This window comes from Acidithiobacillus concretivorus (assembly GCF_018853445.1).
GTDB classification, from domain to species: Bacteria; Pseudomonadota; Gammaproteobacteria; order Acidithiobacillales; family Acidithiobacillaceae; genus Acidithiobacillus; species Acidithiobacillus concretivorus.
The window spans coordinates 1-13,217 of sequence record NZ_JABELD010000045.1 but is presented as its reverse complement, the minus strand read 5'-3'; the positions used below and the strand labels follow the sequence as shown (position 1 = coordinate 13,217).

General features: G+C 53.9%; 12 protein-coding genes. 4 read left to right on the top strand and 8 right to left on the bottom strand.

What is annotated here, in order from left to right; translation table 11 throughout:
- Positions 1 to 106: 106 nt before the first annotated feature.
- The 3 genes from HJG40_RS06525 to HJG40_RS06515 all read right to left on the bottom strand — a co-directional run bounded on the left by HJG40_RS06525 (position 107) and on the right by HJG40_RS06515 (position 1,160).
- Positions 107 to 262, bottom strand: coding sequence for a hypothetical protein (locus tag HJG40_RS06525; RefSeq protein ID WP_226857258.1), 156 nt, complete (start codon positions 260 to 262; stop codon positions 107 to 109).
- Between the two features lie 95 nt (positions 263 to 357).
- Positions 358 to 858 (bottom strand): group I truncated hemoglobin, encoded by a 501-nt coding sequence (locus HJG40_RS06520; RefSeq protein WP_215863438.1) that lies wholly within the window; start codon positions 856 to 858, stop codon positions 358 to 360.
- 20 nt (positions 859 to 878) lie between these two features.
- Entirely contained in the window at positions 879 to 1,160 is a 282-nt protein-coding gene (locus HJG40_RS06515; protein WP_215863437.1) for a high-potential iron-sulfur protein, read from the bottom strand.
- 197 nt (positions 1,161 to 1,357) lie between these two features.
- On the opposite strand from HJG40_RS06515, the gene HJG40_RS06510 reads away from it, so the two are divergent.
- Positions 1,358 to 1,972 carry a cytochrome b/b6 domain-containing protein gene (locus HJG40_RS06510; RefSeq protein ID WP_215863436.1) on the top strand — a complete coding sequence of 205 codons (615 nt, stop codon included), beginning with the start codon at positions 1,358 to 1,360 and terminating at the stop codon, positions 1,970 to 1,972.
- 200 nt (positions 1,973 to 2,172) lie between these two features.
- Here the strand turns inward: HJG40_RS06510 and HJG40_RS06505 are convergent, their stop codons facing one another.
- The 3 genes from HJG40_RS06505 to rluC all read right to left on the bottom strand — a co-directional run bounded on the left by HJG40_RS06505 (position 2,173) and on the right by rluC (position 4,126).
- Complete coding sequence (locus HJG40_RS06505) at positions 2,173 to 2,412, bottom strand: DUF1515 family protein (RefSeq protein ID WP_215863435.1); 240 nt, start codon at positions 2,410 to 2,412, stop codon at positions 2,173 to 2,175.
- A gap of 101 nt (positions 2,413 to 2,513) precedes the next feature.
- Positions 2,514 to 3,176, bottom strand: coding sequence for an HAD family hydrolase (locus HJG40_RS06500; RefSeq protein WP_215863434.1), 663 nt, complete (start codon positions 3,174 to 3,176; stop codon positions 2,514 to 2,516).
- The gene (gene rluC / locus HJG40_RS06495) at positions 3,173 to 4,126 is read right to left on the bottom strand and encodes a 23S rRNA pseudouridine(955/2504/2580) synthase RluC (RefSeq protein ID WP_215863433.1); all 954 of its coding nucleotides are present in this window, start codon (positions 4,124 to 4,126) and stop codon (positions 3,173 to 3,175) included. The genes HJG40_RS06500 and rluC overlap by 4 nt, the downstream gene beginning before the upstream one ends.
- Before the next feature lie 198 nt (positions 4,127 to 4,324).
- Here rluC and HJG40_RS06490 point away from each other — a divergent pair, with 198 nt between their 5' ends.
- Positions 4,325 to 6,703, top strand: a complete 2,379-nt coding sequence (locus HJG40_RS06490; protein WP_226857257.1) for an Rne/Rng family ribonuclease — start codon at positions 4,325 to 4,327, stop codon at positions 6,701 to 6,703.
- A gap of 33 nt (positions 6,704 to 6,736) precedes the next feature.
- Here the strand turns inward: HJG40_RS06490 and cysS are convergent, their stop codons facing one another.
- Together cysS and gltX are read right to left on the bottom strand one after the other, a co-directional pair.
- Complete coding sequence (gene cysS, locus HJG40_RS06485; protein ID WP_215863432.1) at positions 6,737 to 8,137, bottom strand: cysteine--tRNA ligase; 1,401 nt, start codon at positions 8,135 to 8,137, stop codon at positions 6,737 to 6,739.
- Entirely contained in the window at positions 8,137 to 9,639 is a 1,503-nt protein-coding gene (gene gltX, locus HJG40_RS06480) for a glutamate--tRNA ligase (RefSeq protein ID WP_215863431.1), read from the bottom strand. The genes cysS and gltX overlap by 1 nt, the downstream gene beginning before the upstream one ends.
- A 95-nt stretch (positions 9,640 to 9,734) precedes the next feature.
- Between gltX and HJG40_RS06475 the strand changes: the two genes are divergently transcribed.
- Both HJG40_RS06475 and HJG40_RS06470 read left to right on the top strand, forming a co-directional pair.
- Positions 9,735 to 12,230, top strand: a complete 2,496-nt coding sequence (locus tag HJG40_RS06475; protein WP_215863430.1) for a penicillin-binding protein 1A — start codon at positions 9,735 to 9,737, stop codon at positions 12,228 to 12,230.
- A gap of 76 nt (positions 12,231 to 12,306) precedes the next feature.
- A partial coding sequence (locus tag HJG40_RS06470) for a cryptochrome/photolyase family protein (protein ID WP_215863429.1) occupies positions 12,307 to 13,217 on the top strand: 911 nt, incomplete at its 3' end.

The following is a 13,217-nucleotide window of genomic DNA, read 5'->3' as shown; positions in this document are numbered from 1 at the left end:
CGAAGGTTGCAGCATAACCATTACTCAGGGACAATTTGGGGCAGCGCCATTCTGCTGCAATGTTAGAAACCAGACTAGCTTAAACTCTCGCTCTTTTTGTCTTGACTCATGGGTCCACCATAGTTACTGCGCCAGTGCCCAAAATGCGGCCCTGACCAAACAGGCTGGCAGCCCCGATCGCCGCATTGGCGGTCAGCGGCACCATTGCACCCAATGCACAAGCAATTGCAACAGCTAATCCTTTACTCTTTAGTGTACTCATAATCTCCTCCTGACTTAGAATTTCTGGTTTCCATCAAGCGTATCTATCAAAAAATACATCCTGAATGTAGTGGCCATCCCTGCGAACCATTCAACTCAGCCCAAAGGGCCATTGGCTGTGACAACCTGTGGCTCCATAGCGGCCAGTTGTGCCAAAAGGTAATTCTGCGCAGGCTTAGCGATGCTTCGCTTGTCCATGGCCTTGATCATGTCTTGTGCAAGATAATTGAAAGCTGCAGTGGTGACATGCAATCCTTTGTGCGTGGCGGTCATGGTAGGGCCAGTGTATTTGCAGGGCCCACCCACTACCTCACAAACCTGTTGGGTCAGATTATATTTGAGGGCCTTGATGTTGGTGTGCGCAAAGTAATAATTGATGTGGGGATCTGCGGCGACATAACCCACAAAAGTACTAATCAGAGCTTTTACGCCCGATGGGCCACCAAAGTCACCGATGTAATTCTGGATAGGTAGCTTGATGTCAGCACGCTGAATGGATGCCGCATTTGGTGAGGCGATTGCCAAAGGTGTGGCCAAGCCCATAGTGAGGGCCAGACCAGTCAACATAGCGGCGTTTTTCAGTTTGAACATTTTCATTTAAACCTCCTGACTTGTGTTTACGATTTAGGTGTATAGGCGTAGCAATAACCGTGAGGACTGATTTTGCCCTCCACCACTTTGCAAGTTCCGTCTGCGGTAGGGCTTGGGCCTGGGAAGAAGTGGGTACAGTTGCTGCACATATCCTTGCCCGAAGGATGATCCTGATAGCTGACGGAAGCCTTGCTCGACAGCGTGCCGGCCTCCGCCAGGGGGGAGAACACTAGTGGGGCTACGGCCGCAACTGCCACAATTTGAGTGCTCGTTTTTAACCATTCACGACGATTCATCGATTTTTTCATAGAGATTGTCCTTAAGGCTCGCGGTAACAAGGTAATAGAACTTCACGCATATCACGCATATATGTATACGATAGGTTTTAGAATTTGGATGCATCCGTATATCTGGGGGTTTTTGTGCATCTACATCATTTAGTTATTCGTATATCCACCAAACAGGTTTTTTATAAATGGATTAACTTTGATGAGGTACGCTGTGTATGTCGATGATTCTTGTTACCGCTCCATATGGCCGCACCCATGATAGCTGGCCCAATCGTGCGAAGCTGCTCCATCTCTTGCTGCTTTCCACCGTTACCTTTCAAATGATCACAGGACTTATGGGGTGGTTATATGGATGGTTTCCCTTTGAATGGCATATTATCGTGGGTCAGGTGCTGATCGTGGTCCTGCTTTTACAGTGGGGTTGGCTGATGTTGAGCCGCAGTGGACGCATGACGTTGCGCTACTTGTTTCCCCTGAATCCCGCTGGGTTAAGAGCGGTCGCCGAAGATATCAGAGGGCTCTTTCAAGGCGTTTTAGCGCCTCCCGGGCCACGCGCAGGGCTGCCTGGATTGATGCACGGGGTATTTCTTCTCTCGGTCACTCTGGTTGCCGCCGCTGGACTGCTCCTATTAGGCGGGTTTCGCGGGTGGTGGTTCGGAATTCCATTTGGATGGTTGTTGGACATTCTTCGTTGGGGGGCTGTTGCTATTGCTTTGCAGTGGATTGGGCACGTCGGAATGGTGTTTCTACATGCTCTTACCGGTGACCCACTCTGGAATATGTTTAAGTTGCGTTTAGCACGTAAAGGATGCGCCCGATCAAATAAATGACGGGACGTTATATCTGGAGTTGGCCGTACTTTGGGTTTCTGGCGTGTAGGGTGTGGTCGCTGATACGAGACACAATGCGTCATTATGTCTCATGGGCCGAACTGGTCTAGTCCTCAACCCATTGATTGGACAGGACTCGGCTACTGCCTGGTCCTGTCCTTTACGAGACAAAAAGCAGAAGCCGTTCATTTTGTGCTGGCTCAAGACAGCTCCAGGCGGCGCTCGATGCGGTCTATACGTTCACTCAGACGATCCACGCACACACTGATAGTTGCTGTGTTCTCTTTGTTATGGACAATGTCCCGGCGCACACTCGCAACACTGACCTCCAAGGAACCTAAACGGGTTACCACTTCCTCCAGCTTGCGCTCTATACGAGCTTGCCCGACCTGAAAACGTTTCAGGTGTTCCAATATCAAGTTTCCGATTTCTTCTGCCATGGTTAGTTAGTCTTCCTGACCTGAATGCTGAGCATAGAGCGTCTTATCCGTTGAGTATAGAAGGATCCTTCGTCAACCGAATGAATAGCATGAACAACGCTTCAAAGAACCTCACGCAGCAAAAACCTCGGATCAGGCAAGCACAGCGCCGCACCCGCCTTCGTCAATCGTTGGGTATCATGAACACCACAAAGTACCCCTAAAGGCAGGACTCCTGCGGCTACGGCCATTTCCATATCATGGACGGTGTCCCCGACCATTACGGCGGCTTCGGGTGCCAGCGCATAATGATCCAGGAGCTGTTCGAGCATGAGGGGATCGGGCTTGGAGCGGGTTTCGTCCGCGCAACGACTGGCACTGATGCAGGCAGCCAGATGCGGGTTTTCGCGCAGCACCTTGTCCAGACCACGGCGCGCCTTGCCCGTTGCTACAGCAATTTGAAAACCGGCTTCAGCCAGAGCAATGACCGTTTGCTCCACTCCAGGAAAAAGTGGCATATCAACTGCCGGGGTGGCAAAAAAGCAATTACGGTACCCCTCCAGAATGCGGGAGCGTAAGTTTTCGTCCGCATCAGGGGCGAGAACCGCCAGCGCATCACCAAGACCTAAGCCAATGATTTCCTTATATTGCTCTTCACCGCGATCGGCCAGTCCGGCATAGGCAAATGCATGGGCCAGGCATCGGCAAATAGTGGGAATGCTGTCCATCAAAGTGCCGTCCCAGTCGAATATGATCAGACGGCGATCCTGCAGTACGGGATTCATGATTTGGGCTCCTGACGTAATTGCTGAAGTAATCCTTCCAGCTCTGCAGGCAACGGGGCCTGGATATGCATGGGCTGCTGGTCACGAGGATGCGTAAAACGAATGCTGACTGCGTGCAGGAACAGGCGGCGCAAGCCCAGACTGCGCATACGCTGATTGAAAGCTGCGTCACCATATTTTTCGTCACCCGCCACTGGGTGTTCTATGGCCTGTAGATGAACCCGAATCTGGTGAGTACGGCCGGTATCCAGATCGGCCTGCAATAAAGCAGCACCGGGGAAATGCTCTAACACCGAAAAACGCGTATGCGCGGATTTGCCATCGACAGGATCCACCCGCACCATGCGTTCTCCCGATTGCAGTGTGTTTTTGCGTAAGGCCAAGCGCACGGAGCGCGTTTTGTCTTTCCAGTCGCCCAGGGTCAGGGCCAGATATTGTTTTTCCATCTGTCCCTGGCGCAAGGCCTCATGCAGCGCCCGCAGTGCCGAGCGCTTTTTGCTGAGCACCAGACAACCGGAAGTGTCGCGATCCAGGCGATGCACCAGTTCCAGCTCGCGGGCTTCAGGGCGTAGTTGGCGCAGGGCTTCAATAATGCCCCAGCTCAAACCGGAACCCCCATGGACTGCAAGACCACTGGGCTTGTTCAGCACCAGCACATGGCTGTCTTCAAAAAGAACTGCAGATTCCAGTTGTCCGCGCAGGTGGGCAGGAAGAATGGCCGGATCGCTGGGTTCGGCAACCCGCACCGGCGGCAGGCGCAGCACATCGCCAACGGCAATGTGGTAATGTGGCCGCGCCCGGCCTTTATTGACCCGCACTTCGCCACTACGCAGGATTTTGTAGATGTGGGAACGGGGCACGCCCTTCATGACTCGCAAGAGGAAATTGTCGAGACGCTGGCCCGCATCCGCATCGGTTACCAGCCACTGTCGCACTCCGTTTTCCGCCATATTTTCACCGCCCCTGCATTTTTTCGTTTGCGATTCTATTCTTTTATGGCATATATTGCGACTGAGGACGCTGCGCTAACAGAGTGCGGCCCCCATTTTAGCATCGAAGGGCAAGCCTTTCGGTCCCAATTACAAACGCTGCGCTCCCCGGCCTGCTTTATTGAGCATGCGGGTTGAGCGCCGGAGAAAGAAGAACTTATGAAAAGGATGTTGATTAACGCTACCCATGCAGAGGAGTTGCGGGTAGCTTTGGTAGATGGTCAAAAACTCCTCGACCTGGATATTGAACGCGCCTACAAGGAACAAAAAAAGAGCAATATCTACAAGGGCAAAATCACCCGTGTAGAGCCCAGCCTGGAGGCGGCTTTTGTTGACTATGGCGCCGAACGTCACGGCTTTCTGCCACTCAAGGAAATTGCCCGGGAATACTTCCAGCAACAGGAAGCCGGTCAGGGCCGCAAGCGTATTCAAGAGCTGATTCGCGAAGGTCAGGAAGTCATTGTTCAGGTGGACAAAGAAGAGCGCTCCAGCAAGGGTGCCGCCCTCACCACCTTTGTCAGTCTGGCTGGTCGCTATCTGGTCCTGATGCCCAACAATCCCAGGGCGGGCGGCGTTTCCCGCCGCATTGAAGGGGATGATCGCACCCAGATTCGTCAGCATCTTCAACTTCTCGATATTCCCGAAAATATGGGTGTTATTGCCCGTACTGCCGGTATTGGTCAAGAACTCGAGGCGCTGCATCGTGATCTCGAATATCTGAAACAAATCTGGCAGGCCATTGTCGATACGGCCGCACCCCGTGCCGCCCCTTTTCTGATTTACCAGGAAGGGAATGTGGTCGTCCGGGCCCTGCGCGATCACTTTTCGGAAGATTTTGGTGAAGTCCTCATTGATGAGGAAGGGGCCTATAACGCTGCCGTGCAGTTTATGGGCGCCATGATGCCGAAAATGGTGCACCGCCTGAAATATTACGATAACGACGTGCCCCTCTTCAGCCGCTATCAAATTGAACAGCAGATTGAATCGGCATTCAGTCGGGAAGTGCGGCTGGAGTCGGGCGGGGCCATTGTCATTGATCATACCGAGGCACTGGTTGCCGTGGACGTCAATTCTGGCCGTTCCACCAAGGGTCAGGATATTGCCGAAACCGCTTTCCGCACCAATCTGGAAGCGGCGGAAGAAATCGCTCGTCAAATCCGCCTGCGCGATCTGGGCGGCCTGATTGTAGTGGACTTCATTGATATGGAGTCTCCTAAACATCAACGTGAAGTGGAAGGCAAGCTCAAGGAAGCCCTTAAACTGGATCGGGCGCGGGTACAGCTCGGCCGTATTTCCCGCTTTGGTTTGATGGAAATGTCCCGGCAACGGTTGGGAGCCAGCCTGGAAGAAGCGTCTTCGGAACCCTGCCCGCGTTGTAATGGTACGGGCCAGATTCGCGGCTGTGAGGCGACCAGCATGCATGTGCTGCGTTTGCTGCAGGAAGAATGCATGAAACCCGGTCCTGCTGAAGTACAGTGTGAAGTACCGGTGGATGTGGCTGTTTATCTGCTCAACGAGAAACGTCTGCCGATTCTCGAACTTGAGGCAAAAACAGAAACCCGCATTGTCATTATTCCCAAGCCGGAGTTGGTAACCCCGCACTACAACATTGAGCGCACCCGCATGGAGGCGAGTGCTACGCGGACTTTGCCACAAAATCTGAATAATGCTCTACCCACACGTCCCAGCCGTCCGAATATCGAATCTGCGGCGCTAAGTCCGCTGACTGCACCGCCACCGCCCGACGTGCTTCCCCCGCTCCGTACTCCGGCGCCAGCAGCCAAAAGCAAAAATACTGGCAGCAGCAACAACAAGCCTGCCGTGCCAGAAGAGGGGATTCTCGCCCGTCTGGTACGCGCTTTGGTATCGCGTTATGTTCCTGTGGACGCGGCTACCTTTCTGGCAGAAAGTCATGGCGGCGAAACGCCGTCTGCTCCTGAAAGTGAAGAAGTCGATGAAAACTCCGGCGAAGAAAGCCGGGGCCGCCGTCGGCGGCGCGGCGGTCGGCGGGCCAGAGCCCGGCGTTCGACCCAGGGTAATCCAGGAGAGAACGAAAACGCTCAGGAAATGGAGGCCGGGGAAACCACTCCGGAAACCACCAAAGTAACGCCTAAAGTCGCGACCAAAACATCGGCAAAGCTTGAGCAGCCTGCGCCACGTGAACTGCTGACCTATCCTGGGCCGGTTCCGGCCACGGATGACTGGCATCAAATGCTGATAGCCACGCCGGTGAGCACAGAAGTGCTTACCGAGAGTCTTACTACCGAGCCTGCAGTCATCGCAACTGTCGAGGAAGCGCCAGCGGAAGCTCATGAAGAAACCCGGGCGGAAACATTGGAAGTAGTTGAGCCAGTGACCGATCTGGCGGAACCTTCCGCCACCGAGAGTTCCTCGACAGCGGCTCCGGTAACAAGTCCTGAAGACTGGCATTTACCGCTGTTTACTGAAACCGCAGAAACAGCGACCGCTTCGGAAGAGGCCGTTGCAGAAAGCATTGAAGACCCCGGCCAGCAGTCTCTGCCGCTTAACGACGATTAATTCGTAAAGCGGCGGCTTCCCTTTCCCCGCAACTCAGACTCCCTGCCGTCGCCAACTGGTCCCGGCAGGACCATCTTCCAGAATAATTCCTGCAGCAGCCAATTCCGCACGAATAGCATCTGCACCCGTAAAATCTTTTTGCTGGCGGGCAGCAAGACGGGCCGCTATACGTTCTTCAATCCAGGCATTATCGCTTTCATGGGAACCCCGGAAATAGCTTTCCGGATCTTCCTGCAAAATGCCCAGCATGGCTGCCAACTCGCGCAGGAGGGTGGCCAAGGGTGCGGCTACTTCGCTTTGCTCATCTCGCAAGCGATTGATTTCCCGAGCAAGGTCAAAAAGGGTGGCGAGCGCCGCCGGTGTATGAAAATCATCACTCATGGCGTTATGAAAGCGCTCCCGCCATTCACTGCCCAATTCGGGCACAATTTGGCGTGCTGGCATGCCGCGCAGCGCCGTGTACAGGCGCGTCAATCCGGCGCGGGCCTGCTCCAATCCTTCTTCACTATAATGCAAGGGACTGCGATATTGGCTGGAAAGAATGAAAAAGCGCAGCACTTCGCCTGAAAAAAGAGGAAGAAGCTCGCGCACCGTTAAAAAATTATTCAAGGACTTAGACATTTTCTCGTCATTGATGCGCACAAAGCCGTTATGCATCCAGTAGTGGGCAAAAGCGCACCCTGCCCCCTGGGATTGAGCAATTTCATTTTCATGGTGCGGAAACTGCAAATCGGCGCCGCCACCATGAATGTCAAAAGTGCAGCCCAAAGCATCTGCAGACATGGCCGAACACTCTATATGCCAGCCCGGCCGACCCTCACCCCAAGGTGAAGACCAAGAGGGTTCATCGGGCTTGACCGCTTTCCAGAGGGCAAAATCCAGAGGATCGTGTTTATCTTCGCCCAACTCCACGCGCGCGCCCGAATTGAGCTCATCAATGGATTTGCCCGAAAGTTTTCCATATTCCGGAAAACTTCGCACGGCGTAATACACATCGCCGTTGGCTGCTGCGTAGGCATGCCCCCGTTTAATCAACTCGGCAATCATGTTTTGCATGGCGCCCACATGCTCCGTAGCACGCGGCTCCAGGTCTGGCTTCTGGCAGAGCAAGGCGGCTTCATCGGCGTGCATGGCCTCAATAAAACGCGCGGTCAGCGCCTGAATAGACTCGCCCTGTTCCAGAGCACGGCGGATAATTTTATCGTCAATATCGGTAATATTACGCACATAGGTCACTTTCATGCCCCGTGCCCGCAAATAACGCACCACCGTATCAAAAGTGACCATAACCCGGGCGTGACCCAGATGACAGTAGTCATAAACCGTCATACCACAAACATAAATACCCACCTGCCCCGGCGTTGCCGGTTCCAGAGGGGTCTTGTCACGCTGCAGGGTGTCGTAAAGAGTGATGGACGGCAGGAATGGCGGCATTACTTTCTCGCTTCAGATAATATGCTGGGGGCAGTACGCAGGCGCTGTTGCGCGCGCTCCATACCAATCAAAGGCAGGAGGGCTGCCAGTTCGGGGCCATGACTGCGCCCTGTCAAGGCTGCCCGCAGGGGCATAAACAAAGATTTTCCTTTTAATCCACTTTCCTGCTGCAGGGTTTTGGTCCAGATTCGGTAATCTCCAGCTGACTGCTGGAGGAGCATCGCGGCCAAAGGCCAGAATTCTGCCGGGGCTTCCGCAAGGGCGGCAAGTGCAGCGTCCTCCTTTTCCAATTCAGTGAATGCCTCATCGGCGAAACAACGCCTGGCCCAATCCACGGCATCTTCGGGAAACAGCACATTGGCGCGCACTGCTGCGACAAACTTTATTGGCAAATCTTCATCTTCAGAAACCGCCTTCAAAATCCTTTCCAATAGATTATTTTCAATAGTATTATTGGATAAATTGGCGGCAAGCAGCCACTCCCATAGCTGTGCATCACTCAACGCCTGCAGCGCCAGACGCTGCCAATGCTGAAGCTGCACGACATCAAAGTGCCCCGGCGCACGGCTGATTTTTTCCACTGAAAAACCCGCAGCCAAAGCCTGATCATCCAGCAAGTCACTTTCCACATAGTGGTGACCAAGGCGCGCCAGATAATTGCGCACGGCTGCCGGGAGATAACCGTTAAATTGCAGGTCACGCAAACTGGCCGCGCCGTGGCGTTTGGACAGCGGCTGACCATCGCCACCCAACAGAAGCGGCAGATGGGCGTATTCGGGGACAGGCAAATTCAACGCCTGCAAAATCAGAATCTGACGCGGGGTATTACTGAGATGATCCTCTCCGCGCAAAACCAGATTCACCCCCATCAGGGCGTCATCCACCGCGTTGGCGAAAAAAAAGGCCGGGCTGCCATCACTACGCCGAATGACAAAATCACCCAGATCGGCCAGAGCATAGCTGCGCTCCCCCCAGACCCGGTCGGGCACGGTCAATATTCCCGAGTCGGGCACCCGATAACGCAACACCGGCTGAATACCCCTGGCTTCAAAATCACGGCGTTGGTCTGCATGCAGATGCCGACAACGCCCGCCATAGCGCGGTGACTTGCCAGAGGCCCGTTGCACCGCTCGTTCTGCGGCCAGATCCTCGGCACTGCAATAACAGGGGTAGGCCTGTCCCGCTGCCAGCAGGGTTTCATAGTATTGATGATAAATATCCAGGCGTTCCATCTGCCGGTAAGGCCCCACCGGGCCGCCGATGTCAGGGCCTTCATCCCAGTTCAGACCCAGCCAGTGCAGGTCTTCCAACAGGGCTTTTTCATAAATTTGCGGCGAGCGGGACTGGTCTGTATCTTCCAGCCGCAGAACGAAACGACCCGCGACAGCCCGTGCTGCCAACCAGGCAAACAAGGCGGTGCGGGCGTTCCCCAGATGAAGATAGCCGGTGGGGCTAGGGGCGAAGCGACTCTTTAGATTCATGGTGGTATAGTATTGCGCCATAAGCCGTCTCGCAATGACAAAACGGCAACAGGATACTTGGTAAAAGGCAGTCTCCTCTCTCTTTTGCCAAGCATTCAGGAAATGGAAGAAACAACATGGCTCAAACTGGCAGCCCCCGCGCGCGTGGCAAGGCACCCAAACGTCCTCGTTATGGACGCTGGATTTTATTGATCATCGCGCTGATCATCATCAACATTTTCATCGGGATCAGCATTTATGTATATCGCATCTGGGAAACCCTGCCGCCCGTTCATGAGCTGAAAGAATGGCATCCCGATGAACCCCTGCGGATTTATGCCGCAGACGGTTCGTTGCTCCAGGAAGTCGGCCCGCAAATGCGCTATGCCCTGCCCATTGATCAAATTCCGGTCAAATTGCAGGAATCTTTCATATCTGCAGAGAACGCCCGTTTTTACAGTAATAATCCACTGTACTATCCGGTCAGCTATCCGGGCATTGTGCGCGCGGCGCTGGTCGACCTGATCCATATGTCTCCTGTACAGGGTGCCAGCACCATCCCCGAACAGGTAGCCCGTAATTTTTATCTTACCCCACAAAAAACCATCACCCGTAAGATTGCGGAAATTTTACTGGCCTACAAACTGGCAGATCATTTTAGTCACAAACAGATTCTGGAACTGTATCTCAATAAAATTTATCTGGGTCAGGGGGCCTACGGGGTTCAGGCTGCCGCCCGCACGTATTACGGCAAGAGTGTCGAACAATTGACACTGGGTGAAATGGCTACCATTGCCGGACTCCCGCCAGCACCTTCGGTATTAAATCCGGCCATGAATCCGGATCTTGCCAAAAAACGCCGCGCTTATGTTCTGAAACGTCTGGAAAACCGGGGTTATATTTCGCAGGCTGAAGTAGCCAAGGCCAACGCTGAACCTATTCTTTCCCGCTTCCATGCCCAGGCATCAGATAGTGCTCCTTACGTCACCGACTGGATCGCAAGCTGGCTGACCCAGCAATTTGGCAGTGATTTTACCTATCGCTCAGGACTCAAGGTATATACCAGTATCATTCCCAAAGATCAGGTTGCCGCCAACGAAGCCGTAGCCGTAGGACTGGAAAACTACGACATGGGACTTTCGAGCATGGACCCGAAAATCTATCGCGGCCCCGTTGCCCGTTTGAGTGGCGATGCCCTGCAAACGGCCCTTGCAGGAAAGCGTCCGGATGCCCTCCCCCCTCATGACCCGGCCAATATGAGATGGGGGGTAGTCATTAGCGCCAACAGTAAGACCGCTACCGTTTCGCTGGAGGGCAAGAAAAATATCACCATGACCCTGCGTGATATGCGCTGGGCCCGAATGCGTTTCAACAGTCCCCTGCCGAGTCAGGTCGATAGCGTTTTACATAGTGGCGATCTGATTTGGCTGCGTCCCTACGTTCATGCGATGACTGCTGGGGCCGGTCAGGAATGGGGAGCCAATGTCTGGTCTTCTGCCGGAAAGGATCCCAGCTGGCAGCTTACCCAGATTCCCAAGGTACAGGGCGCACTGGTCAGTCTCGACAGCCGCAATGGAGCCATTCACGCTATGGTGGGTGGGTTCAGCTACGAACTCAGCCACTTTAATCGTGCGGTATTTGCCTATCGGCAACCCGGCTCAGGTTTTAAACCTTTTGTCTATGCAGCAGCCATGGATGCACCGGCACTTCTGGCATCCGGTCAAAGTACTTACATGACGCCACAGACCCCGATACCGGATACCCCTCTGTCCATCACTCTGCCCGATGGACAGGTTTATGCGCCAACCAACTACAGTAAGCAGTTCTCGAACACGCCGATACCGGTATGGTCCAATCTGGCTTACTCCCACAACGTCCCCAGTGTTCGCATTTTGATGGATATTGGCATCCCCTACGCCGCCCAGTATGTGCAGCGTTTTGGCTTTCCTGCCAAGCAGGTTCCAGAGGTGCCTTCCATGGTCCTGGGTGCCGGAGATTACAGCCCGCTGCAAATGGCCAGAGCCTATTCGGTATTTTCCAGCGGTGGTTTTCTACCCCACCCTTACCTCATTACCAAAATCGTCAATGGTCGGGGAACCCAGATTTCCTTGCTGAACTGCCCCATGGGTTATGCTCCCCCACCCCAACAGACAGCCATACCGCCAGGCGTTGCCTACTTGATGACGCAAATGATGCAGCAGGTCATTAAAATTGGTACGGGTGTGGCAGCGCAAAGCCTCGGACGTAATGACATTGCCGGCAAAACCGGCACCACCAACAATGAAAACAACGCCTGGTTCAATGGTTTCAGCCCGCGCATGACCACCAGCGTCTGGGTGGGTTATGATGATAACCATACCATGGGACGCTGGGCCGCCGGGGCACGGGAAGCCTTGCCGATCTGGATTCACTATATGCGTACTGCCATGGCGGGAAATCCGGCGACAGGCTTTTTCCGTCCCCCTTCGGTCACTGGGCCTACCATCAGTGGAGGCAGCAACATCATTGGGGTCAGTGATTATCTGGCGGGTTACCCCCCCATTGCGACCACTTCTTCAACCGCTTCGACAAACAGCAGTGCGGGAACCGATATGGGGAGCAAATTGATGGATACCATCAAGAACCTGTTCTGAGCAAACACTGTTTGTAGCAGACGACGATTCATCTGTCTGATAGCGGTTTGGTTTATCTACACTATGGGGCTACAGGATGACCATTACGATTGTCTGGTTGCGCAGGGATATTCGTCTCGCTGATCATCCGGCCTTGTGGGAAGCCTCCCAGGAAGGAGCAGTAATACCGCTGTATATTCATGATGCTGATGAGCAGGCTGGTGCTGCCGAGCTCTGGTGGCGGCATCATAGTCTGCAACAATTACAGGAAGCTCTTGCCCGGCATGGTTTGCCTTTACTGCTCAGACGTGGGAAGCCTCTGCAGATTTTGCAGGAAATCATTGCTGAAACTTCGGCGCGAGCAGTTTTCTGGAATCGCCGCTATGATCCTGCTGGAATAGCTCAGGATACTGCCATCAAGGCCGAGTTGCGCAGCCAGGGTATTGCTGTGCGCTCGTTTACGGGTGATTGCCTGGTTGAACCCTGGCTGCATCATCACGACAAGAAACCCTATAAGGTTTTTACTCCTTTCTGGAAAAGCCTCCTGGCTCGCTTCAGCATTGCGCCAGCATTACCAGAACCCGATTTTTCGCCTTTACCGCATGAACTGACCCAAAACCTGGTAACCGAAACTCTGGCAGATTGGCATCTGCTTCCGCAAAAACCCAATTGGGCTATTCGTTTTTCGGAATTCTGGGCCCCCGGTGAGACCGGCGCCAAAAACAGACTTCAGCAATTTTTGGATGAATCACTGGTGAACTACAGTGAGGGGCGTAATTTTCCTGCTCAAAATTCCGTATCCCGACTTTCTCCGCACCTGAGTCATGGTGAACTCAGTCCTCGTCAGATATGGCAGGAAACGCGTTTTTACCTGCGGCAACATCCTGAGCTTACGGATGAAGGGGAGCATTTTTTGCGGGAATTGGGCTGGCGGGAGTTTTCCTGGCATTTACTGTTTCATTTTCCGCAGTTGCCGGACACCCCATTGCGTCCGGAGTTTGCCGAGTT

Excerpts from the sequence above, each read along its gene's own strand:
- HJG40_RS06500 (WP_215863434.1), bottom strand. The coding sequence starts at position 3,176 with ATGAATCCCGTACTGCAGGATCGCCGTCTGATCATATTCGACTGGGAC.
- HJG40_RS06515 (WP_215863437.1), bottom strand. The coding sequence starts at position 1,160 with ATGAAAAAATCGATGAATCGTCGTGAATGGTTAAAAACGAGCACTCAA.
- HJG40_RS06490 (WP_226857257.1), top strand. The coding sequence starts at position 4,325 with ATGAAAAGGATGTTGATTAACGCTACCCATGCAGAGGAGTTGCGGGTA.
- gltX (WP_215863431.1), bottom strand. The coding sequence starts at position 9,639 with ATGGCGCAATACTATACCACCATGAATCTAAAGAGTCGCTTCGCCCCT.
- HJG40_RS06520 (WP_215863438.1), bottom strand. The coding sequence starts at position 858 with ATGAAAATGTTCAAACTGAAAAACGCCGCTATGTTGACTGGTCTGGCC.
- rluC (WP_215863433.1), bottom strand. The coding sequence starts at position 4,126 with ATGGCGGAAAACGGAGTGCGACAGTGGCTGGTAACCGATGCGGATGCG.
- HJG40_RS06525 (WP_226857258.1), bottom strand. The coding sequence starts at position 262 with ATGAGTACACTAAAGAGTAAAGGATTAGCTGTTGCAATTGCTTGTGCA.
- HJG40_RS06475 (WP_215863430.1), top strand. The coding sequence starts at position 9,735 with ATGGCTCAAACTGGCAGCCCCCGCGCGCGTGGCAAGGCACCCAAACGT.
- HJG40_RS06505 (WP_215863435.1), bottom strand. The coding sequence starts at position 2,412 with ATGGCAGAAGAAATCGGAAACTTGATATTGGAACACCTGAAACGTTTT.
- HJG40_RS06510 (WP_215863436.1), top strand. The coding sequence starts at position 1,358 with ATGTCGATGATTCTTGTTACCGCTCCATATGGCCGCACCCATGATAGC.
- cysS (WP_215863432.1), bottom strand. The coding sequence starts at position 8,137 with ATGCCGCCATTCCTGCCGTCCATCACTCTTTACGACACCCTGCAGCGT.